The sequence below is a fragment of the Reella acinonychis genome, from assembly GCF_052384575.1.
GTDB lineage: Bacteria > Pseudomonadota > Gammaproteobacteria > Enterobacterales > Pasteurellaceae > JBQSUQ01.
In genome coordinates, this window is sequence record NZ_JBQSUQ010000003.1 from 94,181 (window position 1) to 109,847 (window position 15,667).

Here is a 15,667-nt window from a genome sequence, read left to right on the forward strand (position 1 = left end):
ATGAATTTTAATCAAGATAGTTATTCAGACGCTTTAGGGCTAAATGAGCAACGCAACAAAAACAACGTGATGCTGGATTTTACTCGATACGAACTAGGTGGGTTATTTGCGAATGTGGTTGATATTCCAGCAGACGCAGCGGTATCACGTAGTATTGAGTTAGAGAACGATGAGAATGATGTTCTGCTGTACGAACTCGAACGCCTTGCATTTCTTCCACAAATCGCTAATGCGGTACGTTGGTCTCGGTTATTTGGTGGTGCTGCGTTGGTGTTAATCACTGATGACGGATTGTTAAATGAGCCATTAAACACAGACCGAATGACAAAAATCAGTGAGTTGCGTGTTTTTGGGTTAGATCAGATTACGCCGACCAGTCAACGCTATTTAGATCCGAAAAAATCGAATTTTGGGCAGTATCAAAGCTATTTTGTGCAGTTAAATAATGCACAAGTGGAAATTCACGAAAGCCGAATGTTGTTTGTATCAGGTGACGCATTACCTGAAAAAGCAAAAAATGGTATTCATTGGAAAGGTAGGGCGGTTACTCGAGTATTTGAGAAAATTGCGATTTATGAAAATTCACTGCATTTAAGCAATGAAATCTTACGTCGTAAGCAGCAACCTGTTCATCGAATGAAAGGGCTTGCAACAGCGATAGCAAACGGACTAGAAGATAGCATTCGTAGTCGTGTGTCGATGGTGGAAAAAGCTAGAAATTCACTTAATGCGGTGGTGGTCGATCAGGAAGATGATTACACCATCATCAACGCTGATTTAGGCGGTGTAGTTGATATTCTTGACGAGTTAAAAGTTGCCATTTCTGCTGATACAAAAATACCTGTGTCGATTTTGTTCGGACAATCTGCAAAAGGAATGAACGCTACTGGTGAGAATGATATTGAGAGTTTCTATGACCTAATCGAAGGCATTCAACAAAATAAAATCAAACCAGTGTTGGAAAAGCTACTTGAATTAATCGCACTTCAAAAGCACGTGAAAGCAAATAACGATTGGTCTATTACATTCCCGTCATTAAAAACACCAACTGACGCAGAAATTGCGAATGTGGAGAAAGTCAAAGCAGATACGAAAGCAGTTGAAACGAAGCGGTTGCTTGATTTGGTGGACGCAGGGGCGTTATCTAATGACGAATTGCGAGATTTACACAGCGAAGAGTTAAACCTGAAAGGTGCAGCAGATGAAGATTCGGAAAATACGCAAGAAACCGAAAGCGTGGTTATTTCCAACATCAGTGGAGCGAGCTTACACAAGCACTCTCATTAAGCTAGCTCAGCAAATAGAAAAAGAAGCTCGTGATTTTTGTAAAAAATGGGCAGAAACTGACTCGTTGCGGCATGATAGCTTGGAAGACTTGCTACTGAAATGGCTTGAAGAACTTGCGTCTGCGTTGTTGTTTTGGGTGTCAGATGATGAAGTGATCCGCCTAGTTCGTGATTTTGCCCATCAAACAAGCGATTTCAACAAACGACAACTCCATAAAGTGCTGAAAAGCGTTTATGGCGTGGATATTTTCAAACACGAAGATTGGCTTGACTTACAGTTAAAACTGTTTGAAAAGCAGAACACTGCCTTGATTAAGAGCATTCCCACGCAGTTGCACGAAAAACTGCGGTATCGTTTTGTGGAAGCGGTGAGAAAAGGTGAACGCTGGGAAAGTGTTGCAGATGAAATTGAAGATATCTTAGCTATTCCAAAAAAACGAGCAAGATTGATCGCACGTGATCAAATCGGCAAGCTCAACGGGCAGCTTACTAAACTCAGACAAGAGCAAGTCGGCATTACACACTACATTTGGCGGACAATGCTAGATGAGCGAGTGCGAGATAGTCACCAAGAGCGAGAAGGTAAACAGTTTTCGTGGGCAGAAGCACCCGAAGACGGACACCCACAACAGCCGATTTTATGCCGTTGTTATGCCGAGCCTGTGTTGCCTGAGTTTGATGATTTTGTAGAAGGGATGGATAAGCCGTATAATACTTCAATAGCAAGTAGTAGATCTGCAAAGCCGAAAGAGTTATATTCTGTAGACAATACATTATATGGTAATTCAAAAGTGAAAAGTGCTGAATTGTTGAGAGCGAGAGCTGAAAAAATAGAGCCTAAAATTACGAGTGATATAACTCAAATTATTGCTTCAGTTGGTGGTAAGGTGGAGGGGCTTGAATATCGACTGAAATCTCTTAACTCTTTAGAGCGTAAAATCAAAACAGAAATGTTAGCTGGACTTTCTGAGCAGCAAGCTATTGCTAGTGTTAAAGATGTAGTTCGCTATACATCAATCTTTGATGGCGATACTTTTGTGGCACAGTATCAGAAGATGCAAAAGATTCTGGCGACCAAAGGCTATCGAACAGTTATTGTTAAAAATACTTGGCAAGAAGGTGCAACTTACAAAGGGATTAATACTTTTGTAAATGCGTTTGTTGAAAAAGATAATATCATCTTTGAAATGCAGTATCACACAAAAGAGAGTTTTGAACTAAAAAACGGTAAGTTACACCAACTTTACGAGATATTTCGTGATCCTAAAACATCTCCACAAGAAAAAGTGAAAATTTCACTTGAAATGCAGAAATTAAGTGCTAATCTTAAAGTACCAAAAGATATATCGTTAATTAAAGGGAAAAAATAATGTATCAATACTATTTAGCTGAACTTGGCGATAATCGACAAAAACTCATTCGTGGCAATCCTGCTGATTGGCTCTCATTTGCTACATACGAGCCAGAACAAGAAGATTGGGATCAGAAATTCGGTACATTTTGGGCGGATAAAATTCTTGTGAGTGGTTTTTCTGATTATGAAGAAATTTCCGAGAAAGAAGCTATCCATTTCATCAAGGTGCATTGATGTTAGCGATTAAAGCCAAGCAGTTTGCTCAGAAAGCTCACGAAAAACAGCTTGATAAAGCAGGGCAACCTTATATCAATCATTTGCAATTTGTGGCTGATTTAGTCAAAAATGAAAGTGATGAAGTTGTCGCAACAGCTTGGCTTCACGATAGTGTTGAAGATACAGAAACTTCATTAAGTGATATTTCGGCTTTATTTGGTAAAGTCGTTGCTGATTCTGTGAATGCAATTACCAAGCGACAGGGCGAAAATTATCAAGATTATTTATTACGTGTGAAATCGAACGAGATTGCGAGAAAGGTTAAGATTGCAGATTTAACACATAATATGGATTTAAGTCGCCTATCGATAACGACTGAAAAGGATTTATCTCGACAGAGAAAATATCAACAAGCCAAACAATTTTTACAAACCTAGCCTAACCGCTAGGTTTTTATTTCCAAAAACAAACCCCGAAAGGTGCGAACTTTCGGGGTTTTTCATTTCCATAATCACAACCATTAAGGAAACGATTTATATGACAAGTTTAAAACTTATCCTATCAATTATCAAGGAGTTTAGAATGATGACCGAACGTTTATCAACATTGCGATTTTGGGGTATTTGGCTACTTGGTTTTTTGGTTGCGGCTGCAATTTTCGTAAACGCAATTAAATGGTGGTAACAATGACAATGCGATACGATCGCCTTGAATTTAAGGCGGAGAAAGATCAAAACGGGTTTATTCGTGACACCCCTGTTCTAACAAGAACGGGGGTTTTTATTTATCAGCAGCCTGATGGCACATCAAGACGTGAATATCGTCCGCCTGATGAGGTGTTTAAAGCGGACAGTTTGAATGCGTTTAAGGGCATTCCGATTACTGATGAGCATCACGGCAAAATCACGGGTAATAATGCTCAAACGCTTGTAATTGGGTCGGTGTTATCAGTTGGACGACAAGATGGCAAAAATTTGATAGCGGATATTGTTATCCACAACACTAATCCGATTACAACAAAAGGCAAAAAAGAATTATCGGTAGGCTATGAAGTAGAGCTTGAGATGACAAGCGGAATAACTGAAGACGGTGAACCGTACGATGCAATCCAACGTAATATCAAGCCGAATCATTTGGCTATCGTAAGCAAAGGGCGAGCAGGTAATGCTCGGTTAAATATGGATGCGGCTGATGCCGTACAATTTTTGGAGAAACACAACGTGGAAAAACCAGAAAATCTCTCAAATGTTCGTTTAGACAGTGGCATTACCTATCAAGCCGCCCCTGAAGTAATCAACGAACTCAATAAATTCAAACAAGACGCAGCAAATGCTCAAGCGGAAAAAGACAAAGAAACCGCCCGTGCAGATGCCGCAGAAGCGAAAGTAAAAGAGCTTGAAAGTAAACAAGAGCAGATGAAGCAAGATGCTTTTGAGCAAGCGAAAAAGCGTTTAGCGTTGGAAGCGGCTGCAAAAAGTCACAAAGTTGAAGTGAAAGCAGATAGCACAGACCGACAATTACAAGAAGCAGTAATTAAAGCGGTGCGTGGCGATAGTGTGGACTTAAAAGATCGTTCAGACGCTTACATTGAAGCGGCGTTTGATATGGCATTAGCTGATAGTCAAGCTCGTGCGGATAACGAAGCTCAACAACGCTCTACGTTAACACAACCACAAATGCAAATGAATCAAGACGGCAAACCTGAATTAACATTATCTGGTCGTGCCAAAATGATGGCAAGCCGTAACTAATAAGGAGCAAAAAATGGCAAAAATTTATGATGATCGTCAAGCAGTAGCTTTCGCTGGTATGAAAGGTGATAGTGGTTTTGATCGTGTTGAAACCTTTGCAGCAGAAACCGCAATCCCTTTTGGAACTATTGTTACTGTTGGCACTAAACCAACACAAGCAAAATTAGGTGGTACAGTTGCAGTAGGTATCGCATTGCACAGTCACGCTGTTGCGGAACAATATGCGAAATTTGATGCAGTTTCTGTAATGACCCGTGGTTTAGCGTGGTGTTCGGTAAAAGGTGCTGATGCCGTAACTGAACGTGGTGGTGTGAAATTCGATCCTGCTACTGGTTTAGTGTCGGACGCTGCAAGCACAGCGTTACCAAATGCAATTTTCCGCTCAGGCGTAGTGACAACACCGTTTGGCAAAATTGCCTTAGTGGAACTTCACGCACCACAGAAATAGTATTTATCAGTTAATCACTTCACACATAGGGCGATCTTATTAGGTCGCTTTTTTATTGGAGAAACAGAATGACAATGCAAAATTTTAATGCAGACCAAGCCGAATTGACCGAAATCAACAAATGTTTACGTGTTGCAGGTACTTTCAACCAAGACGCAGGTTTATTTACTGCTCGTCAGTTGGAAGTTGTGCGTAACAAAGTTTATGAAGAAAAATTACCGCAGATGAACGGTTTGGCATTAGTGCCGATTTCAAGCGAAGCTCCTGAATGGGCGGAAACAGTGGTAGAAAAAACCTACTCTCACGCAGGTATGGCGAAAATCATCGCTAATTATGCCGATGACTTACCACGTGCGGACGTTGCAGCAACTGAACGTGCGGTAAAAGTGAAAAGTATCGGTGCAAGCTATGGCTACAACTTGCAAGAGTTACAGGCAGCAGTAGCAAACCGTACGGATTTACCGACTGCGAAAGCTCGTGCAGCTCGCCGTGCAGTGGAAATCAAACTCAACCAAATTGCCTTATTAGGCGATGAGGAGTACGGCTTAAATGGTTTTATCAACCACCCGAATTTAGGCGAAACCGCTTTAACAGGCAACTGGAAATCTGCAACTGCGGAGAAAATCTTAGAAGATTTAGATAATCTCTACAACACCGTGGTGTTGCAGTCTAAAGGCGTTCACCAACCAACACATTTAATTATGGCGTTGACGGATTATCAGACCTTAGGCAGTAAATATCTCTCTAATGCAGATAAAACATCGGTGTTGGCTTTCTTCCAGAAGAAATACCCATCACTTACCATTCAAGGTATTTGGGAGCTTGAAAAAGCAAGCAAATCAGGCAAAAACTTAGTGATTTGCTATGAGAAAAATATCGACAACTTGAATTTAGAGTTGCCAAAAGACTTTGAGCAGTTGCCAGCACAGGAACGCAACCTTGAGCTTGTAGTGAACTGCTTAGCTCGTGTGGGCGGTGTGTTCTTGCGTTATCCATTATCAGCGGTGAAAGCGGAGGTGCAATAATGCTAGTCAAAAACGTGGAACCCCGTTTAATTCACATTGGGGGCGAGTTTATCGCCCCGAATCAAACCGTAGAAATTGCGGACGATGCCGTTGGCTTGCAGTCGTTTTTAGACCGTGGCGTTTTAGTTAAGGTTGAAGAGCCGAAAGCAGAAGAGCCGAAAGCTCAAAATGGGAAAGGTAACAAAAAGGAAGGCTAGGTTATGGACGTGATCTCAATCTTACCGCTAATTTACCCTGACTACGTAAAAGCCGATAGTGCGGTGTTAAATATGTCCGTTTCGTTAGGATTAGATCACGCGCCGAAGTGCCTACCCGCTGAAAAACAGCAGTTAGCCGCTGCCTATTACACTGCATACTTACTTGCTCAACATCTCGAAAGCAACATCAATCCGCAAGGGTTAAGTAGCGAACGAGAAGGGGATTTAGCGGTAAGTTATAGCCTTGAACATCGTAAATCCACACAGTTCTTGGCGAAATGGCAAGAACTCAATGCGATTTGTGAGCGAATGGGTGCTATTACAGTAGGGTTCAACAATGTCGGTTGCTGATCGGGATTTAGGCTTTCTAAAAGCGGTCACCAACATTGAGAAACTGGCTAAATGTCAGGTCAAAATTGGCATTCAAGCGGATAGTGGCAGCTACCCAGACGGTACTAGCGTTTTAGATGTGGCGGTTTGGAATGAGTACGGAACAAGGCACATTCCATCTCGCCCTTTTATTCGTCAATGTTATGCCTTGCATTCAGATCAAGCCTTTCAATTGTTAAAACGAAGTGTGTCACTTGTCAGCAATGGTACGCCACCATTTACCGCATTATCTCAAGTTGGCTTGTGGTATGAAGGGAAAATGAAATCCGTGTTGCGTACTTTTGCGTGGCAACCTAATGCACCGCAAACGATCAAACGGAAAGGGTCAAGCAAGCCGTTGATTGATACAGGGCAACTGCTGAATAGCATTCGGTATGAAGTGGAGAGTTAATCAATGCAGACATCATTTCGTAGAGAGTATCAAAAAATACAATCAAGCGATGGACGGTATGAAAATGGCGAGTGGATCAAGGGCGAAACGTCGATTTTGCATTTTTTTGCGACAATTCGACCCGTTGCAATGGATAAACTTTCGCCGCAGCTACAAGGGTTGCATATCAGCAGTGCGATTGTGATTTATAGCGATGATGACGTGCTTTCAGTCGCTGGGGAAGATTTGAAAGGCGGCGACAAGGTTATTTTTGACGATCAGGAATATCTTGTGGTTAGCCGTTCGCATTTTCCTACAACGAGTCTGAGCCATTATCGCTATCACGCAGTGAGAGTGAACAATGCAGACTAAAATTTACCCGTTGTTGTCGGAATTATTCAATGTGCCGTTAATTCGAGCCTATCAAGACGGCAAAGAGCCACCGAAACCTTTTGCAACTTACGCTTTGCGATGGGAAACCTTGCCAGAGCATTTTTGTTATAACGCTATTGGTGATGGTAAAGCAGTATCACACATTGAAAGTACGTTAGAGCTGCAAGTATTTGGTGAACGGGCGTTAAGGTTGCTTACGCAAGCCATTTTCCGCCTGAAATTGCAAAGCACGCTTGAAAAATGGGCAAATGCAGATATTACGGTGGTAGAAATCGGCAAAATCTCGGATATGCCTTACCTAAACGAAGCTCAACATTATGAGCAGCGAGCGATTGTAGAAATCCGACTGCGGTATAGCGTAGAGCTTGACGACAACATTCCTTTCATTCAACAGGTTGAGATCGAAAATCTCGATAATCATCACATTACACAAATAGGAGTACAAAATGGCGAAAATTGATCGTCTTGTAAATGTACAAATTGAGCTAGGAACAACTGCCATTCAAGGCAAATCATTCAGTGATATGTTGATTTTAGCCAAACACAGCCTTGCTACTGGTCGCATTATGGTAGTGACGGACGCTAATCAATTACTTGATTTAGGTTTACCACCAACCGATCCGCTTTATTTAGCCACATCAGCCGCCTTTGCTCAAGGTTCGCACGTTTCACAGGTCTTTATTGGACGCGTGAAAGCCAATCGCTATGAATTAGATTTAAGTGAAATTAAATCGGGTAATAAATTCAAAGCGAAAGTGCAAGTTTTAACGAATGGTAATTACAAATCGCACGATGTCGAAGTGAGCTTTACTTCGAGTGCTTCAGCTACTACAACCGCATTAAAATCGTCACTTGAAGGATTAAGCTCTCCGATTACGGTATCAGCCAGTGGTTCAACACTCACTATTGAGCCAACGGGAAATGCGGATGTGGTTTTAACGGATATTCAAGGCGGTGTATTAACTGCAACTTATACAGAAAACTTCACTGTGGCGTTGGCAGCGTGTGCTAAAGAAAACAACCGCTGGTACGGATTGGGTTTGGCAAGTCGTGAACAATCTGAAGTATTAAAAGTGGCAGATTGGGCGGAAGCTAATGGTAAGTTATTCTTAACGGCAAGTGCTGACCCTAATATCCTTGTGCCATCTTCAAATACTGACTTAGCAAGCGTTTGTAAGGAAAAAAATTATTTCCGAACTGCTGTAATGTACTCACATAAAGCAGAAAGTGAATACCCTGATATGGCGTTGATGAGTTACTGTTTTACGTTCTATCCAGGCGCGGAAAACTGGAACTTGAAAAAACTTGCTGGGGTGTCGCACTCGCCACTTGCTGAAGGTGAATTTATTGCAGCGAAAAACAAAAACTGCACCACTTTTGAGAACTTCAATGATAGTTTTTCAGTAACACAAGGTGGCAAAGTAGCAGGTGGTGAATGGATTGATGTGATTCGTTTCCGTGATTGGTTGTTGCAAGAAATCCAAATCAATACCACATCAGCGATGATTAACGCCTACGGCAAATTGCCTTACACGGACGCAGGTATTGAAGTTATCGGGCAGTCAATTCGCCAAGCACTTGATTTAGGGGTGGCTCGTGGCGGCATTGCACCAGTGGAATTAGATGAATCAGGTGCGGAAGTGAAAAACTACGTCATTACCTTACCGAAAGCGGCGAGCGTTTCTGACAACAACAAAGCTCTGCGTATCTTGCAAGATGTGAAATTCTCTGCTCGGTTAGCAGGAGCAATCAATGTTACTGAAATCAAAGGTAACTTGGCATATTCGCTGTAATTCAAATTAACATAGCATAATTTAACTGGCGGTCAATTTTGGAAACTTCTCTGAAATTGACCGCACTTTTTTGGAGAAATCAAATGAGTGTAAGAACCTACTCAGCCGATCAGGTTGTTGTATTAATTGGTGTGCATATTGCCTCTGGCTTTGCTGATGGCACTTTTGTTCAAATCGAAGAAAACGGCGATGGTGTTGCTTCAGTTGCTGGAGCGGACGGTGAAGTGGCTCGCTCAATGAGTACTGATCCTCGCAAAAAACTCACTTTAACCTTGCTACAAACCAGTGACACTAATGATGTGTTAAGTGGTCTGTATGCTGCGGACAAAGTAAGTAAAAACACCACATTCCCGATCACTGTAAAAGATCTACGTGGCAAGACAATGTTTGCCGCAAGCACTGCGTGGGTCACAAAAATGGCAAATTCGAGCTTTGGCAAAGAAGTTGACAGCCGAGAGTGGACGATTGAAACCGCAGATGGCTCATATACTGTTGGGGGTAATCAATAATGGCACGTGAAGAAATTCAAATCGGGGAAACCACCTATTTTGTTGAAAAATTCCCTGCAATGCTGCAAATGAAAATTTTCGGTGATTTATCAAAAACACTGATCCCTAGTTTTGGTAAGGCGTTGAGTGGCTTGACCGCTGAAGATGGTGCGGATAAGTCTGCCGTAGAAAGTCAATTTATTGATGGCATTCGTGAGCTTGCTCAACAGTTAGATGGTGACGGCTTAATGAAGTTGGTTGATATGTTGGTACGTGGTGAATATGTGGCTTTCCAAAAGGACAGTTACAACAACGGTAACGACACAAAACTCACTAAAAACACCCTAGATCACGCTTTCGAAGATATGGGCGAAATCGTGGAACTGCTTATTTTCATTCTAAAATTGAATTACAGCGGTTTTTTTACGAAATATCTCACCCGTCTTGGTGTGGGGCAAAAGCTAACAGCGAAATAAACCCAGTAGGTGTTTATAGCGATGAGGTCGCCAGTGAAATGCTCGCTTGGCGACCTTTTTTAGCTGGAAAGGTGACGATGACTGAACTCAATACGTCAGGGTTAACCGATATGGGCGAGCTATTGAAAATCAACCGCCTGCTTGATGCCATTGAAGCAATGGAAGCAAAACAGGCGGAGAAGTGGAAAAGTTGATTAAGCGTAAAGAGGTTGAATGCCAAAACGTGGGCGTTGTTCTAGTTGCCAAGTATCGTAATTAGCTTGCATATTAAGCCAAAACTGCGGTGTAGTATTAGGCAGTAACTCATATAAACGCATTGCCATTTCAGGTGTTATAGCGGCTTTCGCATTCAAAATACGAGAAAGTGCAACTCGAGTTACACCGAGTTTTTTGGCGATTTCAGTAACACTATGACCTTCAATGTACTCTTTTAAAATCAACCCTGGATGGGCGGGATTGTGCATTCGCATTTTCTTGCTCCTTAATGGTAATCCTGATAATTCACAACGTGTGCGTGTCCATTTTCAAACTTAAAGGTTAATCGCCAATTGCCACTCACCTTTACAGACCAATGCCCAGCTAAATCACCGTGCAAAGGATGTAAATTCCAACTTGGCACCGCCATAGCTTGTACGGTTTCAGTGGCATCTAAGGCGGTTAATAACATATTCAATTTTGCGGAATGTTTAGCTTGAATGCCAGCTGTTGAGCCAGTTTCAAAAAATAATTTCAGCCCTTTATGTTGAAATGAGATGATCATATTATCCCCTTTTGTATAGTCTGACTATACATTATTTTTATACTTTTGTAAACAGGTACTATACAAATGAGCGTTGTACGTGAATTAGTCACTAAATTATCGTTTGCTTACGAAAATACAGGCTTAAAAAAGTTTGTGAATGAAGTCAAGCAAGCCAAAACACAAGCCAAAGCAGATGTAGGGCAAATCAAAGGTAATTTGCTGTCGCTTAAAAACGTTGTGATGGGCTATGTTGCAATGGCGGCAGGCGGATCTGTAATGCAGATTGCGGACGAGTGGGCGAGTGTGAGCGGTCGTGTAAAACTGGCTACGGCATCAGCGGAAGAGCATAAACACGCCTTAGATGAAATCTATAACATTGCTCAACGAACAGGGCAGACTTTTGCCGCAAGTGGTGACTTGTTCCAAAAAGTGCAACGCAATGCCAAGGATTTAGGGTTAGGGACTGACGAAACCTTAAAAATGACCGAGATTATCGGTCAAACACTCACCATCGGCGGTGGTGACGCCAGCTCGCAACAAGCCGCTTTAATGCAGCTAGGGCAAGCATTAGGTGCAGGTAAATTGAGTGGTGATGAACTTACATCTATTTTAGATCAAGCTCCACGTTTATCAGAGGCTATTGCAGATGGTTTTGGTATTAGTGTAGGTCAGCTAAAAGAAATGGGTCAGGCTGGTAAACTGACCGCCAAAGAGCTTGCTCAAGGACTACTGAAACAGGCTGATAAAATTCAGAAAGAATTTGACGAAATGCCGAAAACTTTTTCATTCGGAATGAACGTAATGAAAAATGCGATCGGGCGTTTTCTATCTTATGCGGTCAATGATGTGTTGAATTTAGGTCAGCGATTTTCTCAACTTGCCAACTGGATCGATAAAAATATCAAGTTAGTGCTGATTTTAGCGACATCTGCGATTGGTAGTAAGCTCATTATTGCTCTTAAATTGGTGGAAAGGGGATTAAAGGCAATTACTGTTCAGGCTATCAAGGCTTTTGCTCCGTTTTTAGCAATGGCAGCAATTCTCGCTGGAATAGGCTTAATTCTTGAAGATTTGTATGTGTGGGTAAATGGTGGCGATTCACTCGCTGGCGATTTATTCGGTGATTTCAAGGATTGGGCAGGGCAATTTAAAACAATAGGCGATCTACTTAAATCGCTTTGGTTTAACGTTAAATTACTTGCCAAAGAGCTGTTTGCCCTAACTGGTATTGACTTCGATATTGACTGGAAAAGTTGGCAGGATTTCGCAAAAGCAGCGTTGCAGTATGTAATTGATGGCGTGAAGTCGTTCATCAAAGTCATCAGAAGTGCGGTTAGTATTGTGCGAGCCATAATGCGTGGCGATTTCTCTTATGCGTTTGGTTTGGCAAAAAATGCTGTCGGGGATTTATCACTTAAATTCTTACCGTTTTATTCTATTGCTTTAATGGTATTAGGTGGGATTGGTTCTACTATTTTATGGTTGGTTAGATCGCCATTTGTAAGTCTAGCTAAAACAGTGATCTACACTGTTTCGTTTATTATCACTAAATTCACGATGCTAGTAGGGTTTATCGGTAAACCATTTTTAGTGTTAGGAAAAGCTGCACTCTGGGGGGCTAAAATAGCCATTACAGCTATTTGGTCTATTAGTCGTGCAATGTTTGCAGCGATGGCAGCCAATCCGATTTTACTTGCAATAGCGCTTATTATTGCGGCATTAGTGGCGATTGTTGTTTATTGGGACGAAATCAAAGCGGTTGCTGGCGAAGTGTGGGATTGGATTTCCACGAAAGCCAGTGAAATTTGGACGGACATTGAGAACAGTTGTGGCGAGATGTGGGATAGCATCAAAGAGACAGCCGAATCAATGTGGGATGGCATTACTGATCCAATTAAGAAAGTTTGGACGGGCATTACGGACTTTTTCAAAAACGGCTGGAAGTCTGCTATCAGTACTGTGACAGATATGTTTGATAAATTAATTCCTAGCTTTATCAAAAATATCTTTAGTAAAGGAGCTTCTGTTACGGTAAATGGTACGGTAGAACAACCGCTTGTTAGTACAGCATCAGCACAACAGGCTGGTAATCGTTCTGTTCAGGTTCAGCAGACCCAAAACAACACTTATAACGTACACAGCACTAATCCTAAGCAGGCTGCGAATGAAATTTCACGCCATCAGAAAAATAATGGATTTGATATTTATAGCCCTGAATATGGGTATGGTTGGTAAATATGAGCTTAGTCAGTTTATTGTTTAATTCTTTATTTGGCACAAAGACCACTATCGGCGTGCTTGAGTTGGACGCTTTACTCACAGAAAGCACCAGTTTACGCAGTCAAATTACGGAATATCCCGTAGAAGATGGTAGTGTGATTTCAGATCATATTACGCAAGAGGCAGAAACGCTGACAATTGAAGGTGTGATAACTGGTGCGGGTACGTTATTTAATGTAGCTCAAGGTAAAGCGAAGTTAATTGGAGCAAAAGAGAGTTTGCGGCAGTTGCACCAAGACAGAACATTGCTCACAGTAACGACAGGGGTGGATATTTACCCCGATTTTGCCATTGAAAGCTGCGAAATTAGTCGTACTGCAGACGGTGGAGAGAAGTTTGATGTGAGCTTAACCTTGAAGAAGATTAAGAAAGTCACACTTAGAACTGCCGATATTCCGCCCGAAAAAACAAGCGGTAGTGCAACGGGTAAAGCTGGCAAAACGAAAGCGAACGCTGGTAAAGCTAGTGGAGGAACGCCTACACCAAAACAAGCAGGAAAAGTTGAAGAAGTTAAAATGCAATCCAATCTAGACAAAGCGGCTAAAGCTGCAAATAAGGTATTTAAGAGATAAACCATGATCACAATCCCAATTCCTAACCTAAATGACAGCTTGCTAGAAGTCGAACTTGATGATGAAGTTTTCTTCTTACACTTCTCTTGGAATAGTACAGGCGGTTTTTGGTCGATGGCAATTGAAAACGCCTATAACGATGAGATTTTGACAGGTATCAAGTTATTACCTGATCGCTTTTTACTTCAACAATTCAGCGAAGATACGTTACCGTTAGGCGATTTTATCGTAGTGCGAGATGATGAGCTGCAAACCGTTGGGCGAGATGATTTCATTGCGAAAAAAGCCGTACTAATCTATGTGGGAGTCGATGATGAGCTTTAGATTTGACCGCACTTATCGCTTGCTAATTGGCAAAAAAGGCGAAACCAAAAATGCAATTTTGATTGAGCCACCAATGCGAATTACGTTTGATGTGCAAAAGGATGTAAAAAGCGAGCCAAACGAAAACAGTATTAAAATCTACAACCTATCAGAAACCACTCGCAAAGCCATAGAACAGCCTAATTTGCGGTGCGTGCTTTATGCGGGATATGCAGAAGAAAACGAGCCAACCTTACTTTGTTCAGGCGATATTGCTACCGCTTACTCTTACCGAGAAAATGGCGATATTGTAACGGAGTTATTTGTGCTTGATGGCTTGATTGAGATCCGAGATACAGCCGTTAGTCTAGGCTATTCGGGTGGCGTGAGTTCACAGCTTATTCTGAATGATATTGCGGGCAAAATGGGATTAAAACTCGTTGCAGGTGAAGAACTTAAAGAACGCAAATGGGCAAATGGTTTTAGCTTTTACGGTGCAGCTCGTACCGCATTAGACAAAATCGTGCATGGCACGGGTTTAGAATGGTCTGTTCAGAATGGGGAGTTACAAGTTGTTAATCGTGCCAAAGTTACTCGCCGTCAAGGTGTTGTACTGGCAGTCGATAGCGGACTAATTGGCTCACCTGAACGAGTAAGAGAAGCAGCACGCAGTAAAAAAGTTGATGAAAAAAGCAAACAAAAGCAACCCGTCAGCACGGATAAGCAAGCTACCGATGGCTGGAATGTGCGAAGTTTGCTTTTGCCACAAATCAACCCTGCGGATAAAGTCAAAGTAGAAAGCTCATCAGTAACAGGTTGGTTTCGTGCGGAAACCGTAAAACATATCGGCGATAGTCATTCTGGCGACTGGCAAACCGAACTTCATCTTGTCGAGCGGATTATTGACGAGAAAGCCAAGAAATCAGGTGGTAAGACGAAACATCGGAAGAAAAGACGAGCGTAAACTAAAATTGATGAGACTTTTTTCTTTTTAGTGGTGTATGATAGAATTCCCTAGCTAAGTAAATAAAGGGTATTTTATGCGAGACATTCAAACAAACGCTCCATTGCAACAAACGGGATTTCAAGAAAAGATCGTGTCGGCATTTGAACAGTCTTTGACAGAAGAACAACGTTTTTTGCAAGATGTGATCACAGGCAAAATCAAACTTATTCCGCACGAAGAAGTGATGGAAAAACTTGAATATGTTTTGAAGAATGGGCTACAGCGTAAATGAAACTAGATTATCGTGTTCTTTGGTCAGAACGTGCAGAAGCCAAATTGCTAGACAAAGCGGATTACATCTACAACGATAGTCAAAATGAAGTAATTGCTTATCATTTCTTGGAGACAATGCGTTCTGCTGCTGAAAAACTGAGTTTTATTGCCGCTGCCTATGATGATCAGAAATTCCATATCTACCCGTTAAAATACGGGCATTCTGTAAAATTTATTGTTGTTGGTGATGTGGTAATTATTGCCGATTTTTACCCTAAAGGGTCAAATTTACACTAACTTGAACAAAAAGTGATTGAAATCTAAAGCGTGGCAATTTGTCACGCTTTTTTATTGCTAACTAAAA

The 15,667-nt window shown here is 41.7% G+C and carries 23 protein-coding genes; 21 read left to right on the plus strand and 2 right to left on the minus strand.

What is annotated here, in order from left to right:
- From ACT2CV_RS01410 to ACT2CV_RS01480, 15 genes are all read left to right on the plus strand, one after another.
- On the plus strand, nucleotides 1-1,287 hold the full coding sequence (locus ACT2CV_RS01410; RefSeq protein WP_464973835.1) for a phage portal protein: 1,287 nt from the start codon (nucleotides 1-3) through the stop codon (nucleotides 1,285-1,287).
- On the plus strand, nucleotides 1,202-2,656 hold the full coding sequence (locus ACT2CV_RS01415; RefSeq protein WP_464973836.1) for a phage minor head protein: 1,455 nt from the start codon (nucleotides 1,202-1,204) through the stop codon (nucleotides 2,654-2,656). Before ACT2CV_RS01410 ends, ACT2CV_RS01415 begins: the two co-directional genes overlap by 86 nt.
- A complete protein-coding gene (locus tag ACT2CV_RS01420; RefSeq protein ID WP_464973837.1) occupies nucleotides 2,656-2,874 on the plus strand; it encodes a hypothetical protein in 219 nt (72 codons plus the stop codon). Before ACT2CV_RS01415 ends, ACT2CV_RS01420 begins: the two co-directional genes overlap by 1 nt.
- The gene (locus tag ACT2CV_RS01425; protein WP_464973838.1) at nucleotides 2,874-3,293 is read left to right on the plus strand and encodes an HD domain-containing protein; all 420 of its coding nucleotides are present in this window, start codon (nucleotides 2,874-2,876) and stop codon (nucleotides 3,291-3,293) included. The genes ACT2CV_RS01420 and ACT2CV_RS01425 overlap by 1 nt, the downstream gene beginning before the upstream one ends.
- 249 nt (nucleotides 3,294-3,542) lie before the next feature.
- Nucleotides 3,543-4,607 carry a DUF2213 domain-containing protein gene (locus ACT2CV_RS01430; RefSeq protein WP_464973839.1) on the plus strand — a complete coding sequence of 355 codons (1,065 nt, stop codon included), beginning with the start codon at nucleotides 3,543-3,545 and terminating at the stop codon, nucleotides 4,605-4,607.
- 13 nt (nucleotides 4,608-4,620) lie between these two features.
- Nucleotides 4,621-5,055 (plus strand): structural cement protein Gp24, encoded by a 435-nt coding sequence (locus ACT2CV_RS01435; protein WP_464973840.1) that lies wholly within the window; start codon nucleotides 4,621-4,623, stop codon nucleotides 5,053-5,055.
- Nucleotides 5,056-5,123: 68 nt separating this feature from the next.
- The gene (locus ACT2CV_RS01440) at nucleotides 5,124-6,080 is read left to right on the plus strand and encodes a DUF2184 domain-containing protein (RefSeq protein ID WP_464973841.1); all 957 of its coding nucleotides are present in this window, start codon (nucleotides 5,124-5,126) and stop codon (nucleotides 6,078-6,080) included.
- The gene (locus ACT2CV_RS01445) at nucleotides 6,080-6,277 is read left to right on the plus strand and encodes a hypothetical protein (RefSeq protein WP_464973842.1); all 198 of its coding nucleotides are present in this window, start codon (nucleotides 6,080-6,082) and stop codon (nucleotides 6,275-6,277) included. The genes ACT2CV_RS01440 and ACT2CV_RS01445 overlap by 1 nt, the downstream gene beginning before the upstream one ends.
- Before the next feature lie 3 nt (nucleotides 6,278-6,280).
- Nucleotides 6,281-6,628, plus strand: coding sequence for a hypothetical protein (locus tag ACT2CV_RS01450; protein ID WP_464973843.1), 348 nt, complete (start codon nucleotides 6,281-6,283; stop codon nucleotides 6,626-6,628).
- On the plus strand, nucleotides 6,615-7,058 hold the full coding sequence (locus ACT2CV_RS01455; RefSeq protein ID WP_464973844.1) for a phage virion morphogenesis protein: 444 nt from the start codon (nucleotides 6,615-6,617) through the stop codon (nucleotides 7,056-7,058). Before ACT2CV_RS01450 ends, ACT2CV_RS01455 begins: the two co-directional genes overlap by 14 nt.
- 3 nt (nucleotides 7,059-7,061) lie before the next feature.
- Nucleotides 7,062-7,409 (plus strand): hypothetical protein, encoded by a 348-nt coding sequence (locus tag ACT2CV_RS01460; protein WP_464973845.1) that lies wholly within the window; start codon nucleotides 7,062-7,064, stop codon nucleotides 7,407-7,409.
- The gene (locus ACT2CV_RS01465) at nucleotides 7,399-7,890 is read left to right on the plus strand and encodes a phage neck terminator protein (RefSeq protein WP_464973846.1); all 492 of its coding nucleotides are present in this window, start codon (nucleotides 7,399-7,401) and stop codon (nucleotides 7,888-7,890) included. Before ACT2CV_RS01460 ends, ACT2CV_RS01465 begins: the two co-directional genes overlap by 11 nt.
- Nucleotides 7,877-9,223: a DUF3383 family protein gene (locus ACT2CV_RS01470; protein ID WP_464973847.1), complete on the plus strand. Its 1,347-nt coding sequence runs from the start codon at nucleotides 7,877-7,879 to the stop codon at nucleotides 9,221-9,223. Before ACT2CV_RS01465 ends, ACT2CV_RS01470 begins: the two co-directional genes overlap by 14 nt.
- Nucleotides 9,224-9,306: 83 nt before the next feature.
- Nucleotides 9,307-9,732 (plus strand): phage structural protein, encoded by a 426-nt coding sequence (locus ACT2CV_RS01475; protein WP_464973848.1) that lies wholly within the window; start codon nucleotides 9,307-9,309, stop codon nucleotides 9,730-9,732.
- The gene (locus tag ACT2CV_RS01480) at nucleotides 9,732-10,187 is read left to right on the plus strand and encodes a phage tail assembly chaperone (RefSeq protein ID WP_464973849.1); all 456 of its coding nucleotides are present in this window, start codon (nucleotides 9,732-9,734) and stop codon (nucleotides 10,185-10,187) included. The genes ACT2CV_RS01475 and ACT2CV_RS01480 overlap by 1 nt, the downstream gene beginning before the upstream one ends.
- A 194-nt stretch (nucleotides 10,188-10,381) precedes the next feature.
- Here ACT2CV_RS01480 and ACT2CV_RS01485 read toward each other — a convergent pair whose 3' ends face one another.
- Together ACT2CV_RS01485 and ACT2CV_RS01490 are read right to left on the minus strand one after the other, a co-directional pair.
- Nucleotides 10,382-10,651: a HigA family addiction module antitoxin gene (locus ACT2CV_RS01485; protein ID WP_464973991.1), complete on the minus strand. Its 270-nt coding sequence runs from the start codon at nucleotides 10,649-10,651 to the stop codon at nucleotides 10,382-10,384.
- A 17-nt stretch (nucleotides 10,652-10,668) separates the two neighbouring features.
- On the minus strand, nucleotides 10,669-10,947 hold the full coding sequence (locus tag ACT2CV_RS01490) for a type II toxin-antitoxin system RelE/ParE family toxin (protein ID WP_464973850.1): 279 nt from the start codon (nucleotides 10,945-10,947) through the stop codon (nucleotides 10,669-10,671).
- A 66-nt stretch (nucleotides 10,948-11,013) separates the two neighbouring features.
- On the opposite strand from ACT2CV_RS01490, the gene ACT2CV_RS01495 reads away from it, so the two are divergent.
- From ACT2CV_RS01495 to ACT2CV_RS01520, 6 genes are all read left to right on the plus strand, one after another.
- A complete protein-coding gene (locus ACT2CV_RS01495; protein ID WP_464973851.1) occupies nucleotides 11,014-13,164 on the plus strand; it encodes a tape measure protein in 2,151 nt (716 codons plus the stop codon).
- Between the two features lie 2 nt (nucleotides 13,165-13,166).
- Entirely contained in the window at nucleotides 13,167-13,781 is a 615-nt protein-coding gene (locus ACT2CV_RS01500) for a phage baseplate protein (protein WP_464973852.1), read from the plus strand.
- 3 nt (nucleotides 13,782-13,784) lie between these two features.
- Nucleotides 13,785-14,105: a phage baseplate plug family protein gene (locus ACT2CV_RS01505; protein WP_464973853.1), complete on the plus strand. Its 321-nt coding sequence runs from the start codon at nucleotides 13,785-13,787 to the stop codon at nucleotides 14,103-14,105.
- Entirely contained in the window at nucleotides 14,095-15,048 is a 954-nt protein-coding gene (locus ACT2CV_RS01510; RefSeq protein WP_464973854.1) for a phage protein, read from the plus strand. The genes ACT2CV_RS01505 and ACT2CV_RS01510 overlap by 11 nt, the downstream gene beginning before the upstream one ends.
- A gap of 76 nt (nucleotides 15,049-15,124) precedes the next feature.
- Nucleotides 15,125-15,322: a hypothetical protein gene (locus ACT2CV_RS01515; RefSeq protein WP_464973855.1), complete on the plus strand. Its 198-nt coding sequence runs from the start codon at nucleotides 15,125-15,127 to the stop codon at nucleotides 15,320-15,322.
- Nucleotides 15,319-15,600: a type II toxin-antitoxin system RelE/ParE family toxin gene (locus ACT2CV_RS01520; RefSeq protein ID WP_464973856.1), complete on the plus strand. Its 282-nt coding sequence runs from the start codon at nucleotides 15,319-15,321 to the stop codon at nucleotides 15,598-15,600. Before ACT2CV_RS01515 ends, ACT2CV_RS01520 begins: the two co-directional genes overlap by 4 nt.
- The last annotated feature ends 67 nt before the right edge of the window (nucleotides 15,601-15,667 follow it).

Excerpts from the sequence above, each read along its gene's own strand:
- ACT2CV_RS01520 (WP_464973856.1), top strand. The coding sequence starts at position 15,319 with ATGAAACTAGATTATCGTGTTCTTTGGTCAGAACGTGCAGAAGCCAAA.
- ACT2CV_RS01495 (WP_464973851.1), top strand. The coding sequence starts at position 11,014 with ATGAGCGTTGTACGTGAATTAGTCACTAAATTATCGTTTGCTTACGAA.
- ACT2CV_RS01515 (WP_464973855.1), top strand. The coding sequence starts at position 15,125 with ATGCGAGACATTCAAACAAACGCTCCATTGCAACAAACGGGATTTCAA.
- ACT2CV_RS01430 (WP_464973839.1), top strand. The coding sequence starts at position 3,543 with ATGACAATGCGATACGATCGCCTTGAATTTAAGGCGGAGAAAGATCAA.
- ACT2CV_RS01485 (WP_464973991.1), bottom strand. The coding sequence starts at position 10,651 with ATGCACAATCCCGCCCATCCAGGGTTGATTTTAAAAGAGTACATTGAA.
- ACT2CV_RS01510 (WP_464973854.1), top strand. The coding sequence starts at position 14,095 with ATGAGCTTTAGATTTGACCGCACTTATCGCTTGCTAATTGGCAAAAAA.
- ACT2CV_RS01420 (WP_464973837.1), top strand. The coding sequence starts at position 2,656 with ATGTATCAATACTATTTAGCTGAACTTGGCGATAATCGACAAAAACTC.
- ACT2CV_RS01465 (WP_464973846.1), top strand. The coding sequence starts at position 7,399 with ATGCAGACTAAAATTTACCCGTTGTTGTCGGAATTATTCAATGTGCCG.
- ACT2CV_RS01500 (WP_464973852.1), top strand. The coding sequence starts at position 13,167 with ATGAGCTTAGTCAGTTTATTGTTTAATTCTTTATTTGGCACAAAGACC.
- ACT2CV_RS01490 (WP_464973850.1), bottom strand. The coding sequence starts at position 10,947 with ATGATCATCTCATTTCAACATAAAGGGCTGAAATTATTTTTTGAAACT.
- ACT2CV_RS01445 (WP_464973842.1), top strand. The coding sequence starts at position 6,080 with ATGCTAGTCAAAAACGTGGAACCCCGTTTAATTCACATTGGGGGCGAG.
- ACT2CV_RS01425 (WP_464973838.1), top strand. The coding sequence starts at position 2,874 with ATGTTAGCGATTAAAGCCAAGCAGTTTGCTCAGAAAGCTCACGAAAAA.
- ACT2CV_RS01410 (WP_464973835.1), top strand. The coding sequence starts at position 1 with ATGAATTTTAATCAAGATAGTTATTCAGACGCTTTAGGGCTAAATGAG.
- ACT2CV_RS01440 (WP_464973841.1), top strand. The coding sequence starts at position 5,124 with ATGACAATGCAAAATTTTAATGCAGACCAAGCCGAATTGACCGAAATC.
- ACT2CV_RS01450 (WP_464973843.1), top strand. The coding sequence starts at position 6,281 with ATGGACGTGATCTCAATCTTACCGCTAATTTACCCTGACTACGTAAAA.
- ACT2CV_RS01480 (WP_464973849.1), top strand. The coding sequence starts at position 9,732 with ATGGCACGTGAAGAAATTCAAATCGGGGAAACCACCTATTTTGTTGAA.
- ACT2CV_RS01475 (WP_464973848.1), top strand. The coding sequence starts at position 9,307 with ATGAGTGTAAGAACCTACTCAGCCGATCAGGTTGTTGTATTAATTGGT.
- ACT2CV_RS01435 (WP_464973840.1), top strand. The coding sequence starts at position 4,621 with ATGGCAAAAATTTATGATGATCGTCAAGCAGTAGCTTTCGCTGGTATG.
- ACT2CV_RS01505 (WP_464973853.1), top strand. The coding sequence starts at position 13,785 with ATGATCACAATCCCAATTCCTAACCTAAATGACAGCTTGCTAGAAGTC.
- ACT2CV_RS01470 (WP_464973847.1), top strand. The coding sequence starts at position 7,877 with ATGGCGAAAATTGATCGTCTTGTAAATGTACAAATTGAGCTAGGAACA.
- ACT2CV_RS01455 (WP_464973844.1), top strand. The coding sequence starts at position 6,615 with ATGTCGGTTGCTGATCGGGATTTAGGCTTTCTAAAAGCGGTCACCAAC.
- ACT2CV_RS01415 (WP_464973836.1), top strand. The coding sequence starts at position 1,202 with ATGAAGATTCGGAAAATACGCAAGAAACCGAAAGCGTGGTTATTTCCA.
- ACT2CV_RS01460 (WP_464973845.1), top strand. The coding sequence starts at position 7,062 with ATGCAGACATCATTTCGTAGAGAGTATCAAAAAATACAATCAAGCGAT.